Source organism: Halorubrum sp. F4 (genome assembly GCF_027257195.1).
GTDB lineage: Archaea > Halobacteriota > Halobacteria > Halobacteriales > Haloferacaceae > Halorubrum.
This window is the reverse complement of sequence record NZ_JAPDFS010000002.1, coordinates 132,517-157,355: the sequence shown is the minus strand read 5'-3', so window position 1 is coordinate 157,355 and position 24,839 is coordinate 132,517. Positions and strand designations below refer to the sequence as shown.

The 24,839-nt window shown below is 68.2% G+C and carries 24 protein-coding genes; 11 read left to right on the top strand and 13 right to left on the bottom strand.

Annotated features, from left to right (window positions below):
* Positions 1-63 precede the first annotated feature (63 nt).
* From OKW78_RS05475 to OKW78_RS05455, 5 genes are all read right to left on the bottom strand, one after another.
* Complete coding sequence (locus tag OKW78_RS05475) at positions 64-1,197, bottom strand: oligopeptide/dipeptide ABC transporter ATP-binding protein (protein WP_281194215.1); 1,134 nt, start codon at positions 1,195-1,197, stop codon at positions 64-66.
* On the bottom strand, positions 1,187-2,425 hold the full coding sequence (locus OKW78_RS05470) for an ABC transporter ATP-binding protein (protein WP_281194214.1): 1,239 nt from the start codon (positions 2,423-2,425) through the stop codon (positions 1,187-1,189). Before OKW78_RS05470 ends, OKW78_RS05475 begins: the two co-directional genes overlap by 11 nt.
* Positions 2,422-3,318 (bottom strand): ABC transporter permease, encoded by an 897-nt coding sequence (locus OKW78_RS05465; RefSeq protein WP_281194213.1) that lies wholly within the window; start codon positions 3,316-3,318, stop codon positions 2,422-2,424. Before OKW78_RS05465 ends, OKW78_RS05470 begins: the two co-directional genes overlap by 4 nt.
* Positions 3,319-3,320: 2 nt before the next feature.
* Positions 3,321-4,280 carry an ABC transporter permease gene (locus tag OKW78_RS05460; RefSeq protein WP_281194212.1) on the bottom strand — a complete coding sequence of 320 codons (960 nt, stop codon included), beginning with the start codon at positions 4,278-4,280 and terminating at the stop codon, positions 3,321-3,323.
* Between the two features lie 82 nt (positions 4,281-4,362).
* A complete protein-coding gene (locus OKW78_RS05455; RefSeq protein ID WP_281194211.1) occupies positions 4,363-6,123 on the bottom strand; it encodes an ABC transporter substrate-binding protein in 1,761 nt (586 codons plus the stop codon).
* Between the two features lie 252 nt (positions 6,124-6,375).
* On the opposite strand from OKW78_RS05455, the gene OKW78_RS05450 reads away from it, so the two are divergent.
* Together OKW78_RS05450 and OKW78_RS05445 are read left to right on the top strand one after the other, a co-directional pair.
* Complete coding sequence (locus tag OKW78_RS05450; protein WP_281194210.1) at positions 6,376-7,902, top strand: amidase family protein; 1,527 nt, start codon at positions 6,376-6,378, stop codon at positions 7,900-7,902.
* Positions 7,903-8,015: 113 nt separating this feature from the next.
* Positions 8,016-8,207: a hypothetical protein gene (locus OKW78_RS05445; protein WP_281194208.1), complete on the top strand. Its 192-nt coding sequence runs from the start codon at positions 8,016-8,018 to the stop codon at positions 8,205-8,207.
* A gap of 93 nt (positions 8,208-8,300) precedes the next feature.
* On the opposite strand, the gene OKW78_RS05440 is transcribed toward OKW78_RS05445, so the two are convergent.
* Positions 8,301-9,368: a type II glyceraldehyde-3-phosphate dehydrogenase gene (locus OKW78_RS05440; RefSeq protein ID WP_281194207.1), complete on the bottom strand. Its 1,068-nt coding sequence runs from the start codon at positions 9,366-9,368 to the stop codon at positions 8,301-8,303.
* A 229-nt stretch (positions 9,369-9,597) separates the two neighbouring features.
* Here OKW78_RS05440 and OKW78_RS05435 point away from each other — a divergent pair, with 229 nt between their 5' ends.
* Positions 9,598-10,548 carry an aminopeptidase gene (locus OKW78_RS05435; protein ID WP_281194206.1) on the top strand — a complete coding sequence of 317 codons (951 nt, stop codon included), beginning with the start codon at positions 9,598-9,600 and terminating at the stop codon, positions 10,546-10,548.
* A gap of 17 nt (positions 10,549-10,565) precedes the next feature.
* On the opposite strand, the gene OKW78_RS05430 is transcribed toward OKW78_RS05435, so the two are convergent.
* Positions 10,566-11,489 (bottom strand): hypothetical protein, encoded by a 924-nt coding sequence (locus OKW78_RS05430; RefSeq protein ID WP_281194205.1) that lies wholly within the window; start codon positions 11,487-11,489, stop codon positions 10,566-10,568.
* Positions 11,490-11,608: 119 nt separating this feature from the next.
* Here OKW78_RS05430 and OKW78_RS05425 point away from each other — a divergent pair, with 119 nt between their 5' ends.
* Entirely contained in the window at positions 11,609-12,592 is a 984-nt protein-coding gene (locus OKW78_RS05425; RefSeq protein ID WP_281194204.1) for a nucleoside recognition protein, read from the top strand.
* 45 nt (positions 12,593-12,637) lie between these two features.
* On the opposite strand, the gene OKW78_RS05420 is transcribed toward OKW78_RS05425, so the two are convergent.
* Together OKW78_RS05420 and katG are read right to left on the bottom strand one after the other, a co-directional pair.
* Positions 12,638-13,924, bottom strand: a complete 1,287-nt coding sequence (locus OKW78_RS05420) for an MFS transporter (protein ID WP_281194203.1) — start codon at positions 13,922-13,924, stop codon at positions 12,638-12,640.
* Between the two features lie 100 nt (positions 13,925-14,024).
* Positions 14,025-16,172 carry a catalase/peroxidase HPI gene (katG, locus tag OKW78_RS05415; protein WP_281194202.1) on the bottom strand — a complete coding sequence of 716 codons (2,148 nt, stop codon included), beginning with the start codon at positions 16,170-16,172 and terminating at the stop codon, positions 14,025-14,027.
* Positions 16,173-16,495: 323 nt separating this feature from the next.
* Between katG and OKW78_RS05410 the strand changes: the two genes are divergently transcribed.
* Positions 16,496-17,812 carry a phosphoribosylglycinamide synthetase C domain-containing protein gene (locus tag OKW78_RS05410; RefSeq protein ID WP_281194201.1) on the top strand — a complete coding sequence of 439 codons (1,317 nt, stop codon included), beginning with the start codon at positions 16,496-16,498 and terminating at the stop codon, positions 17,810-17,812.
* Between the two features lie 68 nt (positions 17,813-17,880).
* Here OKW78_RS05410 and OKW78_RS05405 read toward each other — a convergent pair whose 3' ends face one another.
* Both OKW78_RS05405 and OKW78_RS05400 read right to left on the bottom strand, forming a co-directional pair.
* Entirely contained in the window at positions 17,881-18,186 is a 306-nt protein-coding gene (locus OKW78_RS05405) for a cupin domain-containing protein (protein WP_281194200.1), read from the bottom strand.
* Positions 18,183-18,569, bottom strand: coding sequence for a cupin domain-containing protein (locus OKW78_RS05400; protein WP_281194199.1), 387 nt, complete (start codon positions 18,567-18,569; stop codon positions 18,183-18,185). The genes OKW78_RS05405 and OKW78_RS05400 overlap by 4 nt, the downstream gene beginning before the upstream one ends.
* A gap of 196 nt (positions 18,570-18,765) precedes the next feature.
* On the opposite strand from OKW78_RS05400, the gene OKW78_RS05395 reads away from it, so the two are divergent.
* Positions 18,766-18,999 (top strand): DUF2249 domain-containing protein, encoded by a 234-nt coding sequence (locus tag OKW78_RS05395; protein WP_281194198.1) that lies wholly within the window; start codon positions 18,766-18,768, stop codon positions 18,997-18,999.
* 35 nt (positions 19,000-19,034) lie between these two features.
* Here OKW78_RS05395 and OKW78_RS05390 read toward each other — a convergent pair whose 3' ends face one another.
* Complete coding sequence (locus OKW78_RS05390; protein WP_281194197.1) at positions 19,035-19,304, bottom strand: DUF2249 domain-containing protein; 270 nt, start codon at positions 19,302-19,304, stop codon at positions 19,035-19,037.
* An 87-nt stretch (positions 19,305-19,391) separates the two neighbouring features.
* Between OKW78_RS05390 and OKW78_RS05385 the strand changes: the two genes are divergently transcribed.
* On the top strand, positions 19,392-19,730 hold the full coding sequence (locus tag OKW78_RS05385; protein ID WP_281194196.1) for a DUF2249 domain-containing protein: 339 nt from the start codon (positions 19,392-19,394) through the stop codon (positions 19,728-19,730).
* 8 nt (positions 19,731-19,738) lie between these two features.
* Positions 19,739-21,136, top strand: coding sequence for a hypothetical protein (locus OKW78_RS05380; protein WP_281194195.1), 1,398 nt, complete (start codon positions 19,739-19,741; stop codon positions 21,134-21,136).
* 12 nt (positions 21,137-21,148) lie between these two features.
* On the opposite strand, the gene ddh is transcribed toward OKW78_RS05380, so the two are convergent.
* Entirely contained in the window at positions 21,149-22,105 is a 957-nt protein-coding gene (gene ddh / locus OKW78_RS05375) for a D-2-hydroxyacid dehydrogenase (RefSeq protein WP_281194194.1), read from the bottom strand.
* An 85-nt stretch (positions 22,106-22,190) separates the two neighbouring features.
* On the opposite strand from ddh, the gene OKW78_RS05370 reads away from it, so the two are divergent.
* The 3 genes from OKW78_RS05370 (at position 22,191) to OKW78_RS05360 (ending at position 24,801) form a co-directional block, all read left to right on the top strand.
* A complete protein-coding gene (locus OKW78_RS05370; RefSeq protein ID WP_321169320.1) occupies positions 22,191-22,919 on the top strand; it encodes a TVP38/TMEM64 family protein in 729 nt (242 codons plus the stop codon).
* A 96-nt stretch (positions 22,920-23,015) separates the two neighbouring features.
* Positions 23,016-23,600: a transcriptional regulator gene (locus tag OKW78_RS05365; protein WP_281194193.1), complete on the top strand. Its 585-nt coding sequence runs from the start codon at positions 23,016-23,018 to the stop codon at positions 23,598-23,600.
* Positions 23,601-23,607: 7 nt separating this feature from the next.
* On the top strand, positions 23,608-24,801 hold the full coding sequence (locus OKW78_RS05360) for an HD domain-containing protein (RefSeq protein ID WP_281194192.1): 1,194 nt from the start codon (positions 23,608-23,610) through the stop codon (positions 24,799-24,801).
* Positions 24,802-24,839: the final 38 nt, after the last annotated feature.

Genomic DNA, 24,839 nt, shown 5'->3' with positions numbered 1-24,839 from the left:
CGACGATCCCCGCCGAACCGTCGTCGGACGCGACACGTGGATCCGGAAACGCTCCCCGAACGCCTACGACATCGGGTCCTCCCTCGCGCGCCGCTCGCTGGACTCGCCTAACCAGTGGCAGGCGATGACGTGCTCCGGAGAGGAGTCCCCGTCCGTGGAGATCGCTTCGACGCGTTCGGGTGGTGCCACGGTTCCGGACGCGCCGGCAACGGGCTCGAGTTCGGGGTCGATCTCGGCGCACTCGTCCCCGAGATACTCCGGACAACGGGTTCGGAACCGGCAGCCCGAAGGGGGATCGATCGGACTCGGCGGGTTCCCCTCGAGCAGCGACTCGTTTCGCTTCCGCTCGCCGTCGACTCGCGGGATGGAGTGGAGCAACGCCCGAGTGTACGGGTGTTGAGGATTGCCGAAGATGTCCCGCTTCTTGCCCCGTTCGACGATCCGACCGAGATACATCACCGCCACTCGATCGCTGATGTGTTTGACGACGCTCAGGTCGTGAGCGATGAACACGTACGCGAGCCCGTACTTGTCCTGAAGCCGCTTCATCAGGTTGATGATCTGAGCCTGAACGCTCACGTCGAGCGCGCTCACCGGCTCGTCGGCGACGATCAGGTCCGGTTCGACGGCGAGCGCACGCGCGATCCCGATCCGCTGACGCTGTCCGCCGGAGAACTCGTGCGGGTACCGGTCGAGGTGTGACTCTTGGAGCCCCACCTCGTCGAACAGCTCGACGAGTCGGTCCCGCTTGGCCTGGCCGGTCGCGATGTCGTGGACCTCCAGCGGCTTCCCGACGATCTCGCCGGCGGTCTTTCGAGGGTTAAGCGACGACATGGGGTCCTGGAAGATGACCTGAACCCGCTTTCTGAGCCGTTTGAGCGCGTCACCGCTCAGATCCGTGATGTCGTCCCCGTCGAACTCGAGCGTTCCGGCCGACGGGTCGTACAGGCGGGAGAGCACGCGGCCGAGCGTCGTCTTTCCACATCCCGATTCGCCGACGAGTCCGAGCGTCTCCCGTTCGCCGACGGAGAGGTCGACGCCGTCGACCGCCCTGACGTGCGTGGGCTCTCCGAAGAACCGATCGAAGAGCCCCGTTTCCGTCTGGAAGTACTTCTCGATCCCCGTCGCACGAAGCAACGGTTCCTGGTCGGTCGGTTCGGCAGTCGTTCCGGTCGTCCCGGGAGAGTCAGTACTCACCGTGATCACCTCCGTTCTCGGCGTCGGCAGCGGGAGACGGTCGACTTCCCCCGTCCGCACGCGCGCTCGCGTCGGCCGTCGGAGAGACGCTTCCGTCCGCGTCATGGGCCGATTCCGCCTCGATCCGTCGTTCGAGCGCCGCGACGGCCTCGTCGGGTACCGATTCGATGTGACCCGAGTCGTCGACCTTGACGTGTTCGTTCTCCCGGTGACACCGAACCGTGTGGGTCTCCAGGGCCGATCCCTCGATCTCGTACTCGACGAGCGGCCGATCACAGAGCTCGAAGGCGTAGTCACACCGGTCCCGGAACGGGCAGCCGGACGGCTTGTCGATCAGGTCCGGGACCGTCCCCTCGATGACGCTGAGCCACTCGCGCTCGTCGGCGATCCGTGGGATGCTCGCCAGCAGCCCCTCGGTGTACGGGTGATGCGGGTCATCGAAGATGTCGTCGACGTGGCCCGTTTCCATGAACTCCGAGGCGTACATCACGGCGACCCGGTCACACGTCTCTCTGACGACGCCGAGGTCGTGGGTGATGAGCAGCACCGAAATGCCGAACTCGTCGCTCAACTCGAGGATCTCGTTGAGTATCTGTGCCTCGATGCTCACGTCCAGCGCCGTGGTCGGTTCGTCGGCGATGATGAGGGAGGGATCCCCCGCGAGCGCCTGCGCGATGACGACGCGCTGACGCATTCCGCCGGAGAGCTGGTGTGGGAACTCCGTCGCCCGCTTTTCGGGTTCGGGGATTCCGACCGTCTCCAACAGCTCCACGGCCCGCTGCCAGGATCGGCTCCCCTCAGAGGTTCCCGTGACGTACTTCCGTCGCATCTCGCTCCAGAACCCGGTGCGCTCGCCGACGTCACCGTGGTGACGGACGACCTCGGCGATCTGCTCGCCGATCGTCATCACCGGATTCAGACTGGTCATCGGGTCCTGGAAGATCATGCTGATCTCCCCACCGCGAATCGATCGCATCTCGGATTCACTCACCGAGAGCAGGTCGGTGCCGTTGAACCGCACTTCGTCCGCTTCGACGGTCCCCGCGTCATCGAGGAGTCGCATCACCGACAGGGCCGTGACGCTCTTTCCCGACCCGGACTCGCCGACGACGCCGAACACTTCGCCCTCCTCGATCTGGAAGGAGATGTCGTCCACCGCGGTGAGTCTTCCCTGTCCGGTTTCGAAGGACGTCGTGAGTCCACGGACGTCCAACAGCGGTTCTGTCATTCGCTATCCACCTCCCGAACGTCGAAGGCGTCGCGTAACGCGTCGCCGAAGAGATTGATTCCGAGCACGGTGATCATGATCAGCACTCCGGGGAGGATCGATATCCACCACGCCTGCGTGATGAAGTCTCGGCCCTGACCCAGCAGTGACCCCCACGTCGGCGTCGACGGCTTCACGCCGAGCCCGAGGAACGAGAGCGTCGCCTCCGCGAGCATGGCGCGGGCCACGAGCACCGTGAACTGGACGATGATCGGGGCGACGGTGTTCGGAAACACCTCCTCGAAGATGATCTCGAGGTCGCCGAGTCCGACGCTTTCCGCGGCGAGCATGTACTCCTCCTCACGAATGGAGAGGACTTCTCCACGGGTTATCCGTGCGAAGTCGTCGATGTACGCGAAGCCGACCGCGATGACGACGTTCCACACCCCCTGCCCGAATATCGAGACGAGCATGATGGCGATGAGGAGCCACGGGAACGCCCACATCACGTCGACGCTCCGCATCAGGAGGTCGTCGACCCAGCCGCCGTAGAAGCCGGCGAGCAGCCCCAGGAGGACGCCCGTGACAGCACCGAACAGGACGGCCCCCAACCCGACTCCGAGGCTGATGCGTGCACCGTACATCAGTCGCGAGAGCAGGTCGCGACCGAACGAGTCGGTCCCGAGCGGCGTTTCACTCGACAGTGCCGGCGCTTGGAGCGGCGCGAAGTCCTGTGCCATGGGATCGTACGGGGCCAACTCCGGGGCGAAGATCGCCGCGAGAAGGAACAACGTGACGATGACTACCCCGATCTTGGCCTTCAGATCGCGTCGAACCGTGTTGACGAACTGTTCGACGAGGTCCGTACGGACGCCGAATATCCTGCCGCCCTCGGTGTCGAAACGGCTCGACACGGTCAGTCACCACCGCCGTATTTGATCCGTGGGTTTATCATGGTATACAGGAGGTCGACGACGATGTTCGCGAGCACGAACACGAACGCGATGAGCAGCACCGTCCCCTGGATCAGCGGGAAGTCCCGCCGGTTTATCGACCCGATGAGGAGTCGACCGAGGCCGCGGATCCCGAAGACGATCTCGACGGCGACCACGCCGCCGAGCACGACGGCGAGGAAGATCCCCGCGAGCGTGACGACCGGGATCAGCGCGTTCTGAAGCCCGTGTTTGAACAGCACCAGGTTGGAGCTCAATCCCTTCGCGCGTGCGGTCCGCATGTAGTCCTCGTTGAGAACCTCCAGCATCGAAGACCGCATCATCCGCATCAGGATCCCGCCGTACGGGAAGCCGACCGCGAACGACGGGAGCAGTATGGATCGGAACCAGGGACCGATCCCCTCGTCTATTGGCGTGTACCCGAACGTCGGGATGGATTCGACGTTGACCCCGATCACGAGAACGAGAACGATGCCGATCCAGAACGCCGGCATGCTGATCCCGAAGAACGCGATCGTCGTCGACAGGTAGTCTTCGATCTCGTATCGTTTGACCGCGCTAATGATCCCCGTCGGGATGGCGATCACGAGGGCGATCACCATGCCGAGTGCCGCGATGCTCAGCGTGGGGCCCGCGACCTGAACGATCGACCCGAGGACGGGTTCACCGGTACGGATCGATTCGCCGAGGTCCCCGGTCAGGAGACGGCGGAGCCAGCGGAAGTACTGGATATACAGGGGTTGATTCAGCCCCAACTCCGCGCGGAGCGCCTCGAGCGTGGCCGTGTCCACGTCCCCGCCGAGCATCAACCGCGCCGGATCTCCGGGGATCGAGCGGACGGCGGCGAACACCACCGTCACGACGAACAGCATCACGAACACCGAGTGAACCAGCCGCTTGAGTAGGTACTCCCTTAACCCCATACGTGATCGTCCTCCGGATCGGATCCGATGGCCTCCCCAGTCACGACGCTGACGTGAACTGTCGGCGGGTGTCGCACGCTACTCACTCCATCGAGGCTGTGTGGAAGTTGCTCAGTCCCGCCTGGGTCCCGACTCCCGAGAGACCGCTGCCGAGCGCCTTCGGGTTGAGCGGGAACACCGTGGGGATGAACGGTACGTCCTCCACGAACTTCGCGTTGACGTCCTGGTATACCTCGGCGCGCTCCTCGAGGTCCGGGGTCGCGTTCGCCTCGTTGAGCAGTTCGCTGTACTCCTCGTTGAAGTAGAGCGACCGCTGCCACGCCCCTTCGGTCGTTTCCTCGTTCGGATAGCCGAGCTGTTTGAAGTCCGACATCCACGGGTCGACGTCCGCGGCACCGCCGTACGCGGTCAGGAGCTGCTCGTACCGGTAGGTGTTGTCCCAGTACGAGGACTGCTGTTGAATGTCGAGTTCGACCTCGATCCCAATGTCGCTGAGCTGGTCCTGGACGACGGTGAGTTCACGTTCGTCCTCCGGGAGCGCGAGGATCGTGGCTTCGATCCGCGGGTCACCCGTATACCCTGCTTCGTCGAGCAGTTCCTCGGCGCGTTCGGGGTCGCTGTAGAGTCCCGGGTCGGGCTCGTCTCCGCCGAGCGCGTCGTACAGCCAGCCGATCGCCGGATTGTACAGCGTGTGGGCCGGCGCGGCGTAGCCGAACCACGCCCGCTCGACGATCTCCTCCCGATCGATGGCCAACGCGATCGCTTCGCGAACGCGTGGGTCCGACGTCGGGATGTCCTCGCCGTTCCACATGTCGGTCGGGTCCTCGCCGAGACCGCTGATCCACCGAACCATTTCCTCGTGGTCGGCGGGGTTCGTACAGAGCGGCGCGATACCGGTCCACTCGCCCGAACTCGCGGTCTGGATCGTGATCGAATCGGTCGCTTCCGCCTGCTGGGCGAACTCGCCGGTGAGGATGTTCGCGTAGTCGACCTCGCCGCCCTGGAGGGCGGACCACATCGTGCTCGGCTCCGGGATCAGCTCGATATCGATCCCGTCGAGGTAGGGCAGTTGGTTGCCGTCCTCGTCCGTCTCCCAGTAGTCGTCGTAGGCGTCGAGCGTGAGCGACTCGCCGGCGGTCCGGTCGGTGAGCTCGAACGGGCCGCTGCCGATCGGCATCCGTGCGTACTCGTCGGGGTCGTCCGCGGCGCTCTCGTGGACGATCGTCCCCGCGCGGCCGGGACCGCGGAGCATGAAGGAGACGAACGGCGCGTACGGTTCCGTGAGGTTGATCGTCAGCTCCAGGCCGTCCGCCTCGATGGAGTCGACGTTCGAGACCTTCCCGGTGTGCGGGGAGGTGTCCATGTCGGCCAGCCGTTCGAGGGACCACTTGACCGCCTCCGCGTCGAGCGTGTCCCCGTTGTGGAACGTCATGCCCTCCTCGAGTTCGAACACGTACGTCGACTCGTCGGGAAGCGACCAGTCCGCCGCCGCGTCGCCGACGATCTGGACGTCCTCGTCGAGTTTTAACAGGCCGTTGAAGAGGTTCGAGTGGATCTCGATCTGGATCCCAAGATCGACCATGTGCGGGTCGAGGAACTCGATCTCGTCCGTGAGCCACCCGGCGCTTACCCGTCCGCCGGTGGAGCCGCTACTCCCTCCGTCATCGTCGCTCGAACCGCTTCCGTCATCACCGCTGCCGTCGTCACCGCTTCCGTCCCCGCCGCCGTCTCCCCCGAGACAGCCGGCGGTCGCCGCGATCCCCGACGCGCCGAGCAGCTTGACGGTCGTTCGCCGATCTATCTTCGGTCCTTCCAGATCCGCTCTATCAATGTCTTCGACCATTGTCGACAACTCGCATGATCAGACTACCAGTTCAAAAATCTATGGACAGGTGAATGGTAGGTCATAGTGTACCTCGGGTATGGCATAATACACCAATACTAAACTCGGACACATTAGAATTACAACAGTAACGTCACGTATGTTCGTTCGTTCTGGAGGAGATCCTAGAACCTCGATCGCGTAGCGACTGCCGAGGGTCATCCGCCGGATCGGCGAAAACACTATTTGCACTCCGTCAGTCGCCTTCAGGGGATGGACGATCGAACGGACGACGGCGGCGATTTCGACCTTCTCGAGGCGACGGTCGGCGAGATACACGCGGGATTCGAATCGGGGACGCTGACCGCGGAGGAACTCACGGAAGCGTACCTCGATCGGATCGCGGAACACGCGGACGCGCTCAACGCGGTCCTGACGGTGAACGAGGACGCGACCGAACGCGCCGGGGAGCTGGACGAACGATTCGACGAAAACGGTCCCGTCGGACCGCTCCACGGGATCCCGACCGTCATCAAGGACAACCACGACACGGCGGACATGCCGACGACGGCGGGCTCCGAACTCTTCGCGGAGTTCGTCCCCGACCGGGACGCGTTCGTCGTCGAGCAGCTCCGCGACGCGGGCGCGGTGATCCTCGCGAAGGCGAACCTCCAGGAGCTCTCCTTCGGGGTCGACTCCGTGAGTTCGCTCGGCGGCGAGACGCGGAACCCCTACGCGCTCGATCGCCGACCGTCCGGATCGAGCGGCGGGACAGCCGCGGCGGTCGCGAGCAACCTCGCGGCGGTCGGGACGGGGACGGACACCTGCTCGTCGGTCCGGTCGCCCCCGGCGTTCACGAACCTCGTCGGGGTACGTCCCACGCGGGGGCTGGTGAGCCGCACTGGGATCGTCCCGCTCTCGGCGACACAGGACACCGCGGGACCGATCACCCGGACCGTCGCCGACGCGGCGCGGACGCTCGAGGCGATGGTCGGATACGACCCCGAGGACCCCGTCACGGCGCTCGGCGTCGGCGAGGTGCCGGAGGAGGGCTACACGTCACACCTCGATCCCGACGGCCTCGAGGGCGCACGGATCGGGGTCCTCCGCGACCTCTTCGAGGTGTCGGATCCGGGGAACCCGGCGGCGGACACGGGGGAGGCGGTCGTCTCCACGATCGAATCGGCGATGGCGGAACTGGAGGGAGCGGGAGCCACCCTCGTCGACCCCGTCGAGGTCGCGGACGAGGAGTTCCTCGACTCCGCGCGGGTCGTCGGCAAGGAGTTCGAGCGGGACTACGACGCGTACCTGGCGGCGCACGAGGGGACCCCGGTCGACTCGTTGCGGGAGTTGGCCGAGAGCGGGACGATGGCACCGAGCGTCGAGGAGCGCGTGCTCGAGGGCGGGATCCTCGGTGTGGCCGAGGGGCTGGACGACGATCCCGAGTACCAGCGGGCGCTCGCGAGGCGCGAGACGATCCGGGTGGAGACGGTGAACCGGCTGATTGCGGACGACCTCGACGCGCTGTTGTACCCACCCTCCATGGCGCTTCCCGTCGAGATGCCCGAACACCAGCCCTTCTCGGAGATGCGGTGTGAGCTGTCGGCACACACGGGGCTCCCGTCGATCGTGTTGCGCGCCGGGTTCACAGCGGCGGGGGGCAACGAGAACGGCGACGAGGAGCTCCCGGTCGGCTTCGAGCTCCTCGGTCGGCCGTTCGACGAGCCCCGGCTCCTCGAACTCGCGTACGCGTACGAACAGGCGACGGGACACCGTCGACCGCCCGAGCGGTTCGCGTAGCGGGGTCGTCCGTCGTACGCCTTTTCCGCCCCTCACCGGGGCTCCGTCCTTCACTTTCAGTTTCACTCCGCGGTTGGCTCGGTTATAGGGGCGTTCCGTTCGCATACGTAGATATGAGCGTGTCACTTGAGGACCGACCGCGGTACGCGTCGCCGACGCGCGTGGACGTCACGGAGTGTCGAACCGACCGCATCGCCGACCGGATCCGATCGAACCGGGTCGCCGGCGGAGAGGTTCACCTGGAACGGCGAGGCGGCCGGACGTACCTCGTGGCGACGCCGACCGACGGGGAGTCGTCGCGGTAACGAAGCGTCTCGCGGTAACGGATCGAAGAGTCGTCGTGGGGACGGGACCCGAGAAATCGCCGGCGACGCCGATCGTCGCCAGCGGTGGTGAGATCAGTCGTCAGCGGTGATCGGATCGCGTGCGTCGTCGCCGGTCGAGAGCAGGCTCTCCAACCCGACGCCGAGCGCCTCGTCGGTGCGTTCCACCGACTCCGCCGCGGAGAGGTCAGTAGTGAGCGCGCGGATCGCGTCGACGTTCTCGGGGACCACGTCCGCCTCCTGGTGGACGTTCTCGAAGAGGTACAGGTCGCGACCGGAGACGTTTATCGACTCCTCCCAGACGCAGTTCTCCCAGAGGTCGCCGCGGGGTCGACCGCGGTCCATCGCGTACTCCTTCAGCTTCCCCGCCCCGTCGATGCCGGCCGCCTCGGGGATCTGGAAGATCCGGGACTCCCCGGCGAGGAGCTCGCGAACCGCCTCCGTCGTCGGCGTCTCGCGGAGCGTGACGTTGACGCTGTGGGTGTGCATCGTGGTCACCGGGGCCTTCAGCGCGGCCGTATCGACGGCGACGCCCGGCAGGACGGTGTTCACGTCCGGGCCGTGGTGCGAGGGGACCGTCGTCGGGTCCGGAACGACGTCGTTTATCGGGCCGCGCTCGGTCTCGCTCGGGTCGCCGCCGCGGCGGACCAGGGTGACCCGGGCCTTCTCGATCCCGTACGTCTCCTCCAGCGGCGCGAGCAGGCGGGCGAGCCCCGTGGTGTTACACGAGACCACGCGAAGCGAGTCGGCCTCGCGACCCGCCTCGAAGCTCGTCCGAGCGTTGAACGAGGCGTCGGCCACGTCGGCGTCCTCGCCGCCCTGGAAGACCGCGGGCGTGTCGTGGGCCGCGTAGATCGAGCGGTTCCGCGCGCCGATACCGGACGGGGTACAGTCGACGATCACGTCGACGGCGTCGAGCAGATCCGGGAGGGTTCCGGCGATCCCGACGCCGGCGTCGTCGAACTCGGCCGCGCGGTCCGCGATCGCCGCGTAGAGGTCGTATCCCCGGCGGATAGCCGCCTCGGCCTCGTAGTTCGGCTTCGTCTTCGTGACGCCGACGAGTTCCATGTCGGGCTGGGTCGCGACCGCGTCCGCGACGCGTTTCCCGATCGTCCCGTAGCCGTTCACGCCCACGCGTATCATATCTTTACGTCCGCCATGACCCACCATAATTGTTTCGAGGCATTTTTATAGAAATTAACTACGCCGTGAGTAACGACTCCGTTAATTCGGACCGAGGCGGGCTTACAACCTTGTTCCGTAATTGAGTAATAATAGAATAATCCGCCGCGTTCGGTGCCGGACCGGGATGACAATTCGGTTCCGGGCCGGGATGACAAGGACTAACGCCCGCGACGACCCACGGCGTGACATGAGCGATCCCCTCGCGGAGGCGGCCCGTACCGCCATCGATCAGTGCCTGGACGTCGGCGCGGACGAGTCGGTCGTCGTCGTCACCGACGACGAACGCGAGCCGATCGGCGAGGCGCTGTACGCGGCCGCGACCGCCGCCACCGACGACGCGACGCTCCTCCGGTACCCGCCGAGCGAGCAGCACGGGACCGAACCGCCCGCCCCCGTCGCGGCCGCGATGGCCGAAAGCGACGTCTTCTGTGCGCCGACGACGAAGAGCCTGAGCCACACCCGCGCCCGCGGGGCCGCCTGCGAGGCCGGCTCGCGCGGCGCGACGCTCCCGGGGATCACGGAGGACGTGTTCACCACCGGACTCGACGCGGACTACGCCGCCATCGACGCCGCCTGCGGTCGGGTGCTCGACGCGGTCGGCGACGCCGACGAGGTCCGCGTCACGTCGCCGGCGGGAACCGACGTCACCTTCGGGATCGGCGACCGCGAGTGGCTCGCGGACACGGGCATGGTCCACGAACCCGGCGACTTCTCGAACCTGCCGGCCGGCGAGGTGTTCGTCGCGCCCGAGACCGCGACCGGAACCTACGTCGTCGACGGGACGATGATGCCCCACGGGCTGCTCGAGGACGGACGCGAGCTCGTCTTCGAGGTCGAGGACGGCCTCGTCACCTCGATAGCGGACGACGCGATCCGAGCCGACGTCGAGGCCGCCGCCGAGGCGGTCGGCGACGCCGCGTACAACCTCGCGGAGCTCGGGATCGGTACCAACGTCGGCGTCGAGGAACTGGTCGGCTCCGTCCTCCTCGACGAGAAGGCCGCGGGAACGGTTCACGTCGCGATCGGCGATAACGCCGGGATCGGCGGCGAGACCGACGCGCCGCTCCACCTCGACGGGATCATCCGCGACCCGACCGTCTACGCCGACGGCCAGGAGATCGAGCTTCCCAGCCCCTGACCGCTCGGGGTTCGGGACTACGCCGTCGACGCCAGCGCGACGCCTCCGATCCCGCGGACGCCGATCACGTGGTGCCGCCAGCCGTCGCCGGCGTCGACACACAGCGTTCCGGCGTCGGTGACGGCGACGGAGAGCCCCGGACCGTATCCGAGCGCGACCGATCGCTCGTCGACCGGCAGGTCGACCGCGAGCCAGGCGTCGGCGTCCCAGCCGGTCCCGGCCGCGGCGTCCGTGGCGTCGCGGACGAACAGTTCGTCCTCGACGGCCGCGAGCGCGTGGCCGTCGCCGTCGGCCGCGACCGCCGTCGCGTCCCCATCGATCGCCGACATCCAGCCGTTCCCGAGCCAGTAGAGCCCGTCCGGCGTCGCCGCCAGAGGGATCCCCGCGCCGGCGACGTCGCGGGCGTCGTCGAGCCCGACGGGTTCGAGGGACGGTCGGTCGTTCCCGGCGGTCCCTCCGGCAACGACCCGGTGAATCCCGTCCGCGGCCGCCACCAGCGGCCCGTCGATCGCACGCGGTTCGTCGACCTCGCCGATCCGGGCCGGATCCGGCGGGGAACCGTCGCTCTCGACCCGGTGGACTCCGCCGTCCGCGTCGGCCGCGAGGAACGCCCCGTCGTGAACGCCGACCGCGACCGCGGGACCGATCCCGGCGGGCGTGAACGCGAGGTCGCCGTCGTCGGTCCCGTCCGCGGGAATCGACGCGACGAGGAGGTCGTCGTCGGTCGCGACCGCGAGGCGATCCGGGTCGTCCGTCCGCGCGAGGACGGCCACGTCGCGGGCGGGTTCGCGGGCGGCCAGCGCGAACTCGCCGACCTTGTCGCCGGAGATCGCGACCCGCACCACGCCGGTCTCCGTCGCGACGTAGGCGTCCGTGCGGCCCGCGGAACCCGCGTACACGCGCTTCTCCTCGATCGAGATGTCGTCCTCGGCGGGTGCCATCGCCGAAGGGTTCTCGACGGGGAACCATAAGCCGCGCGGAGGGCGCGTTTCCGCGAGTACGCCGACCGGGCGACGCCGGTTCCGACGGCCATTTGCCGGATCGGGACGTATCCCCTCGAGTGAATCCGGTCGTCGCCGACCTCCTCGCGCTGTTCGCCGAGGTCCTCCCGCGGCTCGCGCGGATCTCCGCGTTCATCGCCGCCGGCGTGTTCGTCGCCAACGTCGCCGTCGCGTTCGGGCTGATACGGTACGTGGCCGGGCTCTCCGGGTATCTCACGCGACCCGCGAACCTCCCCGACGAGGTCGGTACCGCGATCCTCACGACCGCGGCGTCGACCACCGCGGGGTACGCGACCCTCGCGGAGTACCGTGAATCGGGACTGCTCGACGACCGCGCGACGCTCGTCGCCGTGGTCATCAACACGTTCTTCGGGTTCGTCCAGCACGTGTTCACCTACTACGTCCCGGTCCTGATCCCGATCCTCGGCGTCACGACGGGCGTCCTGTACGTCTCCGCGCGAGCCGGGATCGCGCTCGCGATCACGGTCACGGGAGTGTTCCTCGGCGGACTCCTCGTCTCGGAGCGAAACGTCGACCACACGGCGCTCGCCGAGGTCGACGCCGCCGGCCCCGACGAGGACGACCGGACTCACGGGGAGCGCGTCCGGGAGGCCGCGGCGAAGTCGTGGTCGACGCTCCGCCGGATCGTTCCCCGGCTGGCGGTCGTGTACACGCTCGTGGTCGCGTTCGTGGCCTCCTACGACGTGGCGTCGCTGACGGCGGTCGCGGAGCCGGTCACGGGTGCGCTCGGCCTGCCGAGCGCGGCCGTCCCCGTGATCGCGGTGTACACCCTCGACACGACCGCGGGCGCGGTCGCCATCCAGCCGCTCCTGGGGACGACGTTCACCCCTCGGACCGCGGTCGCGACCCTGCTCATCGGCGGAATCCTCTCCTTTGCCGTCTCGACGTTCCGGCGTTCGATCCCGTTCCAGTACGGGATCTGGGGCGCCTCCTTCGGCACGAAGGTGATCGCGGTCAACACGGCGCTGAAGCTCCTCTTCATCTCGCTGACCGTCGCACTGCTTCTCGTCCCGACGTGGTAAGGTGGGAGAGCGCGAGCCGACCGACCGCGGCGGACCGCTGCCGGACTACTCCGCGGTCGCCGCCGCCTCCGTCCCGTCCCGGATCCCGTCGCGGTAGCGGGCGACGATGGCGACCGTCGCGACCGCGGCGAGCACCGCGAAGGCCCCGACGAGCGTGAACGTCGCGCGGTAGCCGCTCGACTCGATGAGCGCGCCGAAGAGCGGCGGCGCGACCGTGTTCCCGATCATGATCCCGATCGTCACGACCGCGAAGTTCCGCCCGATGTCGCTTCGCGCCGACAGCAGGTCGGCGAGCTTGTCGCGGGCGGGTAGACCGAGGCTCCCGAGGCTCCCGGCGAGTACGCCGATCCCGATCGCGACGAGCGGCGGAGCGAGCTCCGACGCCAGCGCGAAGACGGCGACGCCGACGAGCAGGTAGGCGGTCGCGAGGATCGGTCCGGGTCGGAACCGGTCCGCCAGCACCCCGCCCGCGAGTATCAGGGCCGCGCCCGCGATGAACATCGCCGTCAGCGAGAGGCTCGCGACCCCGGAGGCGACGCCGTAGCCGTTCTCCAGGAACACGACGAGATACGAGGAGACGCCCCAGAACGCCGTCGAGGCGAGCAGCGCGACCACGCCGAGGCCGAGGATCGGCCGCGATCCGCCGAGCGCGCGGATCTCCTCGCGAACGCGGGCGAGACGGGAGGTCGCCTCCGTGCGTGCGTCGTCGGCGTCCGGATTCGGTCGCGTCACCTCGTCGCTCACGTGTCTGGCGAGCACGTAGCAGGCGAACACGCCGTACACCGCGCCGACGACGGCGATGAGGCCGAACGCGTGCCGCCAGGTCGCGCCCGGCAACGACGTGACGCCGAGGATGACCACGGGTGGCGCGGCGAAGCCGAGGTTCCCGGCGAAGCCGTGGGCGCTGTAGGCCTTCCCGCGGAGGTCGGCGCTGCTGGCGTCCGAGAGCAGCGGGAAGTGCGCCGGGTGGTGACCGGCGATCCCCGCACCCAGGACCGCCTGCCCGACGAGGAGCACCTCGAAGGTGGGCGCGACGGCGAGGATCCCCGCGCCGAGCGCGCCGAGCCCGAGACAGAGCCCGAGGGTGATCACGCGGTCGTAGTTGTCCGAGAGGTAGCCGTACGGCAGCTGTAAGGCGGTGTTGACGAACGCCTGGACGCCCATCGCGACCCCCAACGCGGCAAGCCCCACGTCGAAATCGGCCGCCAGCGTCGCCAGGATCGGCGGGAACAACACGAGGTACAGGTGGTTCACGACGTGCGACCCGCTCACGAGTCCGACCACGAGGGCGGTCTCACGCGGCACGGAATCGAACCCGAGGCGTTCGAACATCTACCGGTCCATCGCGAGATCCGGGGAAAACGGTACGTCAATCGGCCGGCGTTGCCGAGGAGTGAGTTTCGAGGCTACGGATTCCGCCGGGGGTCGGTCCTCACTCGAGGTCGAATCGGTCGAGTTTCATGACCTTGCTCCACGCGTCGGCGAACTCCCGGACGAACTTCTCCTCACCGTCTTCGGCACCGTAGACCTCGGCGACGGCGCGGAGGCGGGAGTTCGACCCGAAGATCAGGTCGAACCGCGTCGCCGTCCAGTCGACCTCGCCGGTCTCGCGGTCGCGGAGCTCGAAGACCTCCTCGTCCTCGTCGACGGGCTCCCAGTCGCGGTCGAAGTCGAGCAGGTTGACGAAGAAGTCGTTCGTCAGCGTCCCCGGGTCGTCGGTGAACACGCCGTGGTCGGAGCCGTCGTAGTTCGCGTCGAGGACGCGCATGCCGCCGACGAGCACCGTCATCTCGGGGACGGTCAGCTTCAGCAGCTCGGCCTTGTCGACCAGTTCCTCCTCGGGCTCGTGGGGCAGATCCTCGCCGAGGTAGTTGCGGAAGCCCTCCGCGTCGGGTTCGAGCACCTCGAAGGACTCCTCGTCCGTCTGCTCCTGCGTGGCGTCGACGCGTCCCGGCTCGAACGGGACGTCGACGTCGTACCCGGCGTCCGCGGCCGCCTCCTCGACGGCGAGGTTGCCGCCGAGGACGATCAGGTCGGCGAGCGACACTCGCACGTCGTCGTCGCGCGAGTCGTTGAACTCGGCCTGGATCTCCTCGTAGGTCTCCAGAACGGACGCGAGCTGCTCGGGGTCGTTGACCTCCCAGCTACGCTGGGGTTCGAGGCGGATCCGCGCGCCGTTCGCGCCGCCGCGCTTGTCGCTGTGGCGGAACGTCGACGCGGACGCCCACGCGGTCCTCACCCGCTCGGAGACCGAGAGGTCGGACGCCGCGATCAGCTCCTCGAGGTCGGCGACCGCAGCCGCGTCGACGACGTCGTAGTCGGCGTCGGGAAGCGGGTCCTGCCAGATCATCGTCTCCTCGGGAACCTCGGGGCCGAGGAACCGCTCCGGCGGGCCCATGTCGCGGTGGATGAGCTTGTACCACGCCCGCGCGAACGACTGCTGGAACTCGTCGGGGTCGTCGCGGAACTCCTCTAAGACCGCCCGGAAGTCGTCGTCGTGTTTCAGCGCCACGTCCGTCGTGAGCATCATCACGTCCTCCTTGTCGGAGGGGTCCTGGACCCCGGGGGCGGCGCCGTCGAGCTCGTCGTTCTTCGTGGTCCACTGCCACGCGCCGCCGGGGCCCTTCTCCGCCTCCCACTCGTAGCTGAGCAGGTTGTTGACGTAGCTCAGGTCCCACGAGGTCGGCGTGGCGTTCCACGGCCCCTCGATGCCGCTGGTGATCGTGTCGGGGCCCTTCCCCTCGCCGAACTCGTTGTCCCAGCCGAGGCCCTGCAGGTCGATCGGCGCGTCCTCGGGCTCCGGGCCGAGGTTGTCGCCGGAGTCGGCGCCGTGGACCTTGCCGAAGGTGTGACCGCCGGCGATGAGCGCGACCGTCTCCTTGTCGTCCATCGCCATGTGGCTGAACGTGTCGCGGATGTTCGCCGCGGACCCCTCCAGGTCGGGCTCGCCGTTCGGCCCCTCCGGGTTCACGTAGATGAGGCCCATGACGGTGTTCCCGAGGGCGTCGTCGAGACCGCCCTCCTCGTCGAACCGCTCCGCCGAGGTCGACTCCCACTCGTCCTCGGGGCCCCAGTCGACGGCGTCGTCGGGCTTGAACTCGTCCTCGCGCCCGCCGGCGAATCCGAACGTCTCGAAGCCCATCGACTCGAGGGCGACGTTCCCGGTGAGAACGATCAGGTCGGCCCACGACAGCTTCCGCCCGTACTTCTGCTTGACCGGCCAGAGCAGTCGCCGCGCCTTGTCGAGGTTGACGTTGTCCGGCCAGCTGTTGAGCGGCGGGAGCCGCTGTCGACCGCCGGCCGCGCCGCCGCGCCCGTCGTGCGTCCGGTACGTGCCGGCGCTGTGCCACGCCATCCGGATGAAGAGCGGCCCGTAGTGGCCGTAGTCGGCCGGCCACCAGTCCTGTGACGTCGTCATTACCTCCTCGATGTCGGCCTTCACCGCGTCGAGGTCGAGCTCCTCGAACGCTTCGGCGTAATCGAACTCCTCGTCGAGCGGTCCGGCGTTGCCGGCGTGCTCGTCGAGGACGTCGAGGTTCAGTTGGTTCGGCCACCACTCTCGAGTTGTCTTCTGAGACATCAGGTTCGCTCCGATGTTCCGTTACCTCGAATAAAAAGGTATCCACTTCGGTGGCAAAAAGCCGGTTAAAACAACCTATATTCGCGTATTATAAATATATGTTCCCTAATCGCGAAAACGGCGAGCGTTTTTTACGTATTCATCGTGCCATCGGTCGACGGAGCGAGCACGGTCAGCGGACGCTTCCGCGCCGGACGGACGTCGCGAGAGTCCCCGTACCGGACGGTCGTCGTGAGTCGGCCGATCCGCCCCTCGGATCCGGAATCGTCGAGTCTCCGTGAGGCCGGGCACACACTCAAGGTCCCGAGGCTGGATACGGGGACATGGACACCGAGCGTTTCCTGTTCGTCTCCGCGGACGCCGCGTTGATCACCGACCTCGCGTGGCAGGTCCACCGCGAGGGCCACGACGTGAAGTACTACATCGAGGCCGAAAGCGACCAGGAGATCGGGGACGGCTTCGTCCCGAAGACGGACGACTGGCGCGCGGAAGTCGAGTGGGCCGACGTCATCGTTTTCGACGACATCTGGGTGGGATCGGATATCGGGACGGGCGAACTCGCGCAGGAGCTCCGCGAGCAGGGGAAGGCCGTCGTCGGCGGTACGCCGAACACCGATCACCTCGAGGAGGACCGCGGCTACGCGATGGAAGTCCTCGAGGAGCACGACGTCAACACCGTCGAACATCACATCTTCAACGACTTCGATGCGGGCATCCAGCACGTCCAGGAGAACCCGGCTCCGTACGTCATCAAGCCGCTCGGCGAGGTCCAGAACGTCAAACGACTGCTCTACGTCGGGAACGAGGACGACGGTAGCGACGTCGTAGACGTCCTCCGTGCCTACAAGAAGGCGTGGGGACACCGGATGAAGGGGTTCCAGCTCCAACGGAAGGTCCAAGGCGTCGAGGTCGCCATCTGCGGGTTCTTCAACGGCGAGGAGTTCATTGACCAGGTCAATTTCTTCGAGCACAAGAAGTTGTTCCCCGGGAACATCGGTCCACAGACCGGTGAGATGGGAACGTCGATGTTCTGGGCAGCCCAGAACAAACTGTTTCAGGAGACGTTCGGCAAGCTGGAGGGCTGGCTCGCCGACGAGGGGTACGTGGGAAGCATCGACATCAACTGCATCGTCAACGAGAACGGGATCTATCCGTTGGAGTTCACGCCGCGGTTCGGGTACCCGACGATCACGCTACAGGAGGAGTCCATCGAGTCGTCTACCGGCGAGTTCTTCTCCGACCTCGCACACGGCAACGAGCCCGACGTCAAGGTCCACAACGGGTACCAGATCGGCATTCGGGTCGTCCTCCCACCGTTCCCGTTCGATGACGACAAGACGTACGATGAGAACTCTCGAAACGCAGCAGTGGTCTTCGAGACGGAGAGTCGTGAGGGGATCCATCTCGAAGACGCGAAGAAGGTCGACGGGCAGTGGCGCGTCGCCGGCGGTAACGGCATGCCCATCGTCGTGACCGGGAAGGGAGACACGATGCAGGCGGCGCGGGAGCAGGCGTACGACCGGATCGACGACATCGTCATGCCGAACATGTACTACCGTGACGACATCGGCGAGCGGTGGATCAACGGAGACGGCGACCGACTCCAGGCGTGGGGGTACCTCGGCCCGGGCAACGAATAGAGTCACCCCAGACGGCGGGGGGAGTCACCCCAGACGGCGGGGGGAGTCACCCCCGACGACGAGGCGAGTCACCCGTCCGAGCGCTTCGCGAGGACGACGAGCACGGTCGCCGACTCGGTCGCACGCGGCGAGATCTCGCGTGCGCCGTCGAACCGGGCGACGTCGCCGGCGGACAGCTCGTGCGTCCCGTCGCCGACGTCCAACTCGACGGTTCCGTCGGTCACGTGGAACACGATCTCCCGATCGGGATGGGTATGTGGCGCGACCGACTCGCCCGCGTCGAGCGCGAGACGGATCGTCCGTGGTTCGGCGTCCGGAAAGACGACGGCGTGCGGCGTTCCCTCGAGGTCCGAGAGCGACCTGACGGTCGTCACGCTTCGCCTCCGCGCGGGTCGAACTCGCCGCGGCGTATCCCCTCGCGGACCGGACCGTGTTCCGCGTCGGTCGGCGGCGGCGCGGTGACGAGGAGCGCCTCGAGACGCTCGCCGTCGTCCGCTCTGACGCCGCGTTCGGTCCCCGCCTCCACGACGACCACGTCTCCGGGTTCCACTCGGTGATCGGTCCCGCCCTCCCGCACGGTTCCCGATCCGGTTCGGACCGTGATCGCCACGTCGCTGTCGGGGGCGTGAACCGGGATGAACTGCCCCGGCTCGAAGTAGCCGCAGACGACCTTCATCCGGTCGCTTCGGAACACCCCGCTCGTCGCGAACCGCTCGTCGTCGTAGCGTCGCTCGGCGTCGATGTCGGTCGCGGGCACGTCACTCACCCCTCTCGGCGGGCGAGTTGCGGTACCCCGTGGTCGTACGAGACGGGAGCGTTGCCGTGACTGTACGAGGCATGCGGAGCGGCGTGCGTTCGATCACGTTCGAACGGTGGGAACTCGGAGACGAGTGGCTGTTCCCGAACGGGTTCGGGTCAAGGCCGATGGCGGCGGCTCCCGTCCCGTCGATCGCATGCCGACACTCGACGTCCGCGAGATCCCACCGGTGGACCGACACACGAAGATCCACGAGGAGTTCGAGTCGATGGAGCCGGGCGAGACGCTCACCATCGTCAACGACCACGAGCCCAAGCCGCTGTTCTACGAGATGGCCGCGGAGGTGCCGGCGTTCGACGAGGACGCCTACGAGGTGAGCCAGGAGTCACCCGGCGAGTTCGTCGCCGAGTTCCCGAAGCACGAGGAGTAGCCTCCGACCGCGACCGCGGGACCGATCCCGGCGTTTCACGCCCGAGCGATCTCGACGTACCAGACCGTCGAGCCGTCGCCCTCCGCCGATTCCTCGGACGTCGTCTCGTATCGGAACCCGCGGCGTTCGAGAACGTCGTACAGCGGCTCCGGTTCGAAGGAGTTCACCAGGAGCAGCGACTCGTCGTCGGGGAGGTCCTCGAGGGCGGCCATGATCTCGCCGAACGGTTCGCCGTCGATCTCGCGGGCGTCGAGCCGTCGTCCCGCGTCGGACTGATCGGCCCGGTCGAACTGGTCTACGGACATACCGGATACCGGAACGGGGTCGGAGTAGGGGTTCTCCCGAACTCGTTCGGGAGGAGGCGTACGTGGACGGACCTCCTCCCTCGAGACATGCCCGAAACGACGGTGTTCCTCGACCGAGCCGGGGTCCCGGAGGGGCGGGAACACGAGACGCTCGACGCCCGGGACCTCCCGCCGCCGCGACCGCTCAAGGACACCCTCGAGCGGCTGGCGGAACTGGACGACGACGTGGCGTTGGTCCAACGCAACGACCGCCGACCGCAACACCTCTATCCGCGACTGGACGAGCGTGGATACCGCCACGAGACCCTCGAGGACGACGGCACGGTCGTGACCGTGATCTGGACCCCGGGGGGCGAGCGGGACGGTCGGCGTTCGGAAAAGTCGGCGTCTCCGGGACGCTCATCGGCGGGAGACGGCGGGAGGTAACCGCGGCCATGGGAGCCGTTCCCGGGGGGATCGACACGGGTCGACAGCCCCCCATGACCGTCCCGTTGCGGCACTTCCTCGTCGCGCTCGTGCTGCTCGTGGCGGGGGTCACGCTCGGGGTCGGCATGCGCGTCGGTGTAGCCCCCGGGCTCGCTCGATTGGCCCATCTCCACCTCCTCCTTGCGGGATGGATCTGCGTCACGATCATGGGTGCGATGACGCAGTTCGTCCCGGTCTGGTCGGGGGTGACGCTCCACTCGCGCCGGCTCGCCGACGCGCAGTTGGCGCTCGTCGTCGCCGGGCTGATCGGGTTCGCCGGCGCGTTCCTCCTCGGCCGGCCGACGTGGACCGCCCCGTTCGGACTCCTGGTGCTCGCCGGGTTCTGGACGTTCGCGTACAACGTGGTTCGGACGCTCCGGCCGGTCGAGCGCTACGACGTCACGGAGCGGCACTTCCTCGTCGCGCTGGCGTTCCTCCTCGTCACGACGGTCCTCGGCGTTCTCCTCGCGATCGGATTCTCCGGCTCGGTGTATCCGAGGATGGGCGTGAGTCGAACGGGAGCCGTCGGCGCACACGCGACCGTCGCGGTCTTCGGCGTCGTCCTGACGACCGTGTACGGAGCCCTGTATCAGCTCGGAACGATGTTCACACAGACGGAGCTCCGCGGGATCGACCACCGGCTCCGGCGGATCGAGGAGCGCGGCCACCCGCTCGGCGTCGTCGCCCTCGCGACCGGCCGCCTCGTCGGGAACGACCCCCTCGCCCGGATCGGCGGGATCCTGGTCGTGGCGGCCGCGCTCGCGGTCTGTGTCGTCCTCGCGCGGAAGCTGTACGAGATGCGCGTCGAACCGACGCCGATGCACACGCGGTACGCGGCGTTCGTCGTCGCCCTCGCGCTGTGGTCGGCCGTTTCGCTTCCCGCGTGGGCGACCGACCCGCTGTCGCGGGAGCACCTCCTCGGGGCCGCGGGCGCCGGGCACCTCCTCGTCCTCGGTGCGATCGGGTTCGTCGTGTTCGGGACGCTCTATCACGTCGTCCCGTTCGTCGTCTGGGTCCACCGGTACAGCGACCTCCTCGGGCTCGAGGACGTGCCGATGATCGACGACCTCTACGACGACCGCCTCGCCGCGATCGACGGCTCCCTGCTGTTCGCCGGGACGGCGCTGATCGTCGCCACGGACCTCCTCGGGAGCTCCGGCGTCGCCTCGGCCCTCGGCGGAGTGCTCGTGGCTGCCGGCGTCGGCGCGTTCGCTCTCAACGTGCTGTCGGTGCTCGTCCGGCACGGTTCACGGCCGATCGACCGGATCCTCCTCGGCGGGCTCTCGCCCCGACGTGCGGGCGGCGACTCCGCCGATCCGGTGGACGAGCAGGTCACCGATCCCGTCGACGACCCGACCCACGACTGAGCCGTCCGCTCCTCAGACCACCCGGTTCACGAACGGTTCGCCGGCGACGGCTCGGCGGCGGTTCTCGCGGACGATGTCGGCGATCCGCCGGTAGTAGTCGCGCGTCGCCGCCGCCGCGTGCGGCGTGACGATGACGTCGTCGAGCTCCCAGAACGGGGAGTCCTCCGGCAGCGGCTCCGTCTCGAAGACGTCGAGGGCCGCGCCCGCGAGCCGGTCGCGTTCGAGCTCCGCGAGGAGCGCCGCCTCGTCGACGACGCCGCCGCGGGAGACGTTCAGCAGATACGCGTCGTCGGGCATCGCCGCCAGTTCGTCGGCGCCGATCAGTCCCCGCGTCTCCTCGGTCAGGGGCGTCGCAACCGCGACGAACCGCGCGTCCGCGACGGCCCTCTCGATCTCCTCGGGCGTGTACACCTCCCCGACGTGGTCGACGGGCGTCGGCGTTCGTCTCACGCCGACGACGTCCATCCCACAGGCGTCCGCGCGCGAGGCGATCCCCCGTCCGAGCGTCCCGAGACCGACGACGCAGAGCGACTCGCCCGAGAGGGTGAACGGCTCGTCCCACTCCGGGTGTCTCCACTCGCCGTCCCGCCCGCGGTCGCGGTAGCGGTGGAGCCGGCGGGCGAACGACGTCATGTAGCCGAGGACGGTCTCGCCCACCGCGTCGCCGTGGATCCCGGTGCTGTTGGTGAGCCGGATCCCTCGCTCCTCGAGCTCGTCGAACGGGAACCGGTCGACGCCGGCCTGGACCGAGTGGATCCACGAGAGTCCCGCCGACAGGAACGACTCTTCGTACGCGAACGTCACCAGCGCGTCACAGTCCTCGAGTTCGGCCGACGACCGGACGACGCGGACCTCGAAGGAGCCCTCGTCGCCCGCGGAGTCGCCGTGAGCGGGGTCGAGGGTATCACGCAGGACGGTCGGGGGAAACAGTAACTCGACGGACTCGTGGATGCCGAGGGTGAACGCCATACCGGCGGCTACCGGCAGGCGGCACAAATAGGTTGCTCCGGATCCGGTGAAGGGCGGATCACTTCGGCTCCGGTGACGGGGTTTGATGTCGATCCGGACGGATCCGACGGCCATCGAACCACGACCCATGGGAGTCTTCCGATCGGCCGCGGACCGTCGACGATCCGTCGCCGTCGCCGTCGGCCTCGTCGTCGTCCTCGGCGGCGCCTACGTGCTCGTTCGCGAGTACTTCCCGTTCCTGGCGAACGGCCCCGAGCTCCGGGCTTTCGTCGCCGGATACGGTCCCTTCGCACCGCTCGTGTTCATCGGGATCCAGGCCGCACAGGTGGTTCTGGCACCGATCCCGGGACAGGTGATCGCGTTCGCGGGCGGCTACCTGTTCGGGGCGTTCCTCGGGACCGTCTACAGCCTGATCGGGGTCGTGATCGGCAGCACCGTCGCGTTCGGACTCTCCCGCCGATACGGCCGCCCCTTCGTCGAGCGAGTGGTCCGTCCGGACGTGTTGGAGCGGTTCGACGCGTTCGTCGCGGAGGCCGGACTTCCGGGCATGTTCCTCGTGTTCCTGATTCCCGGACTGCCGGACGACGTCCTCTGTCTCATGGGTGGGCTGACCGACGTCAGATTCCGGAACCTCGTCGCCGTCATGGTCGTCGGACGGACGCCGGCGTACGTCGTCGTCGCCGTCTCCGGGTCGAGCCTCGCGAACGGGGACCTCGCGCTGGCGGTCGGACTCCTGGCGGCACTGTTCGGCTTCTCGGTGGTGGGATACCTCCGGCGTGACCGGATCCTGGCCGCGTTGGAGCGGTGGCGGTGACGCGGTCGGAGGACGCCGCTCCGCCGCTTCACCGTTCCACCGTTCGACGGTTCCCGGCCCGTCACCTTTTACCGCGCCGGGGGTGCTACGTGGGGTATGCCAAAGTACTCGACGGGCGGCGGTGGCGGCGACGACGACGGCGGCGCCTGCGAGCTCTGCGGGCGGGAGACGACGAACCTCCAGCGGGCGAACGTCGCGGGCGCACGCCTGCTCGTCTGCTCGAACTGTCGCCCGCACGACGATTCTCGGCGGGGATCGGGCGGCGGTGGGGGCGGCGGCTCGGGCAGTGCCGGCGGCGCCGGCGGCGGAAGCGGTACCGGCGGCTCGGGAAGCGCCGGCGGCGCGGACGGGACCGACGGCCCGCGCAGCCGTACACAGGAGATCGCCAACAAGCAGGCGAAGATGTACGACGCGGCGACCGGCGACTCCTCCCACTGGGAGGAGGAGGGGACGAACTACGAGACGGACCGGCTCCCGTACCTCGTCTCGGGCTACGGCGACCTGGCGACCGAGGCGCGCCGGGAGGCGGGACTCACCGTCGAGGAGCTGGCCGCGGAGCTCGACGTCGACGAGGACGACCTGCTGGCGATAGAGGACGGGCGGGCGGCGACCGCGGGCGTCGGCGGCTCGGTCGTCCGCGCGGTCGCGGAGCGGCTCGACGTGGAACTCGTCGAGGAATGAGCGCGAGATGAACGCGATCAAGGACAGCGTTCACGGCCACGTCCGGCTGGACCCGGCGGCGACCGAGCTGATCGACACGCCGGCGTTCCAGCGACTGCGACACGTCAAACAGCTGTCCACGGTCCGTCTCGTGTATCCCTCCGCGAACCACACCCGCTTCGAACACAGCCTCGGCGTCTACCACCTCGCCCGGGGAGCGCTCGACGGGCTCGATCTGGACCCCGACACCGCAGCGCACGTTCGGGCGGCCGCGCTGCTTCACGACGCCGGACACGGCCCTTACGGCCATCAGACCGAGGGGATCATCCGACGACGGACGGGTCGGGACCACGACGACGTCGGGTGGCTCCTGACCGACGCCGACCGCGAGGTCTGTCAGGTCCTCGAGCGAAACGACCTCGATCCGGTACGCGTGACCGACCTGATCGCGGGCGAGGGCGGCGTCGGCGCGCTCGTCTCGGGCGAGCTCGACGTCGACCGCATGGACTACCTCGTGCGCGACGCGCACCACACGGGCGTCCCCTACGGCACCGTCGACACCGGGCGGCTGGTGAACGAGCTCCGGCTCCTCGGCGACGGGAGCGACGACCCGGCGGACGCGGAGCTGGTCCTCGCCGAGGGGAACGTCGCCACCGCCGAGAGCCTGCTCCTCGCCCGGTCGCTGATGAACGCCGTCGTCTATCGGCACCACGTCTCCCGGGTCGCCGGCGCGATGCTCGAGCGCGCCTGCGAGCGCTACCTCGACCGGACGGGGACGGACGTCGAGGCCTTCCGACGGATGGCCGACCACGACCTCCTCGTCGCGCTCCGCGAACACGTCCCGGACCTCGGCCGGCGGATCGAGCACCGCGACCTGTACAAACGCGCCGTCTGGGTCGGCCTGAGCGAGGTACCGGCGGGCACCGTCGACGCCGACCACGACGCGGAGCTCGCGGCCGAACGCGAGATCGCGGAACGGGCCGGCGTCGACCCCGGGGCCGTCGTCGTCGACGTCCCGTCTCGACCCGGGCTCAAGGAGTCCGGCTCCGCCGTCGTCGTCGACGGGATCACGCAGCGACTGTCGGACGCCTCCGAGCTCGTCGCCGGCATCCGGGCGGCCGAGCGGAGCCGCTGGCGGCTCGGCGTCTACTGCCCGGACGACCACGTCGACGCGGTCCGCGGGGCCGCCCGCGACGTGTTGGGGCTCCGGATCGCCGAGTGAGCGGGAGGACGGCGGCTCCGTGAACGCGACGTGAGCGC

What these genes read in the sequence shown, in the direction of transcription:
- OKW78_RS05380 (WP_281194195.1), top strand. Translation starts at nt 19,739, where the DNA reads ATGGGAGCCGTTCCCGGGGGGATCGACACGGGTCGACAGCCCCCCATG.
- OKW78_RS05385 (WP_281194196.1), top strand. Translation starts at nt 19,392, where the DNA reads ATGCCCGAAACGACGGTGTTCCTCGACCGAGCCGGGGTCCCGGAGGGG.
- OKW78_RS05360 (WP_281194192.1), top strand. Translation starts at nt 23,608, where the DNA reads ATGAACGCGATCAAGGACAGCGTTCACGGCCACGTCCGGCTGGACCCG.
- ddh (WP_281194194.1), bottom strand. Translation starts at nt 22,105, where the DNA reads ATGGCGTTCACCCTCGGCATCCACGAGTCCGTCGAGTTACTGTTTCCC.
- OKW78_RS05365 (WP_281194193.1), top strand. Translation starts at nt 23,016, where the DNA reads ATGCCAAAGTACTCGACGGGCGGCGGTGGCGGCGACGACGACGGCGGC.
- OKW78_RS05410 (WP_281194201.1), top strand. Translation starts at nt 16,496, where the DNA reads ATGGACACCGAGCGTTTCCTGTTCGTCTCCGCGGACGCCGCGTTGATC.
- katG (WP_281194202.1), bottom strand. Translation starts at nt 16,172, where the DNA reads ATGTCTCAGAAGACAACTCGAGAGTGGTGGCCGAACCAACTGAACCTC.
- OKW78_RS05420 (WP_281194203.1), bottom strand. Translation starts at nt 13,924, where the DNA reads ATGTTCGAACGCCTCGGGTTCGATTCCGTGCCGCGTGAGACCGCCCTC.
- OKW78_RS05395 (WP_281194198.1), top strand. Translation starts at nt 18,766, where the DNA reads ATGCCGACACTCGACGTCCGCGAGATCCCACCGGTGGACCGACACACG.
- OKW78_RS05470 (WP_281194214.1), bottom strand. Translation starts at nt 2,425, where the DNA reads ATGACAGAACCGCTGTTGGACGTCCGTGGACTCACGACGTCCTTCGAA.
- OKW78_RS05430 (WP_281194205.1), bottom strand. Translation starts at nt 11,489, where the DNA reads ATGGCACCCGCCGAGGACGACATCTCGATCGAGGAGAAGCGCGTGTAC.
- OKW78_RS05455 (WP_281194211.1), bottom strand. Translation starts at nt 6,123, where the DNA reads ATGGTCGAAGACATTGATAGAGCGGATCTGGAAGGACCGAAGATAGAT.
- OKW78_RS05370 (WP_321169320.1), top strand. Translation starts at nt 22,191, where the DNA reads ATGTCGATCCGGACGGATCCGACGGCCATCGAACCACGACCCATGGGA.
- OKW78_RS05440 (WP_281194207.1), bottom strand. Translation starts at nt 9,368, where the DNA reads ATGATACGCGTGGGCGTGAACGGCTACGGGACGATCGGGAAACGCGTC.
- OKW78_RS05450 (WP_281194210.1), top strand. Translation starts at nt 6,376, where the DNA reads ATGGACGATCGAACGGACGACGGCGGCGATTTCGACCTTCTCGAGGCG.
- OKW78_RS05435 (WP_281194206.1), top strand. Translation starts at nt 9,598, where the DNA reads ATGAGCGATCCCCTCGCGGAGGCGGCCCGTACCGCCATCGATCAGTGC.
- OKW78_RS05445 (WP_281194208.1), top strand. Translation starts at nt 8,016, where the DNA reads ATGAGCGTGTCACTTGAGGACCGACCGCGGTACGCGTCGCCGACGCGC.
- OKW78_RS05390 (WP_281194197.1), bottom strand. Translation starts at nt 19,304, where the DNA reads ATGTCCGTAGACCAGTTCGACCGGGCCGATCAGTCCGACGCGGGACGA.
- OKW78_RS05460 (WP_281194212.1), bottom strand. Translation starts at nt 4,280, where the DNA reads ATGGGGTTAAGGGAGTACCTACTCAAGCGGCTGGTTCACTCGGTGTTC.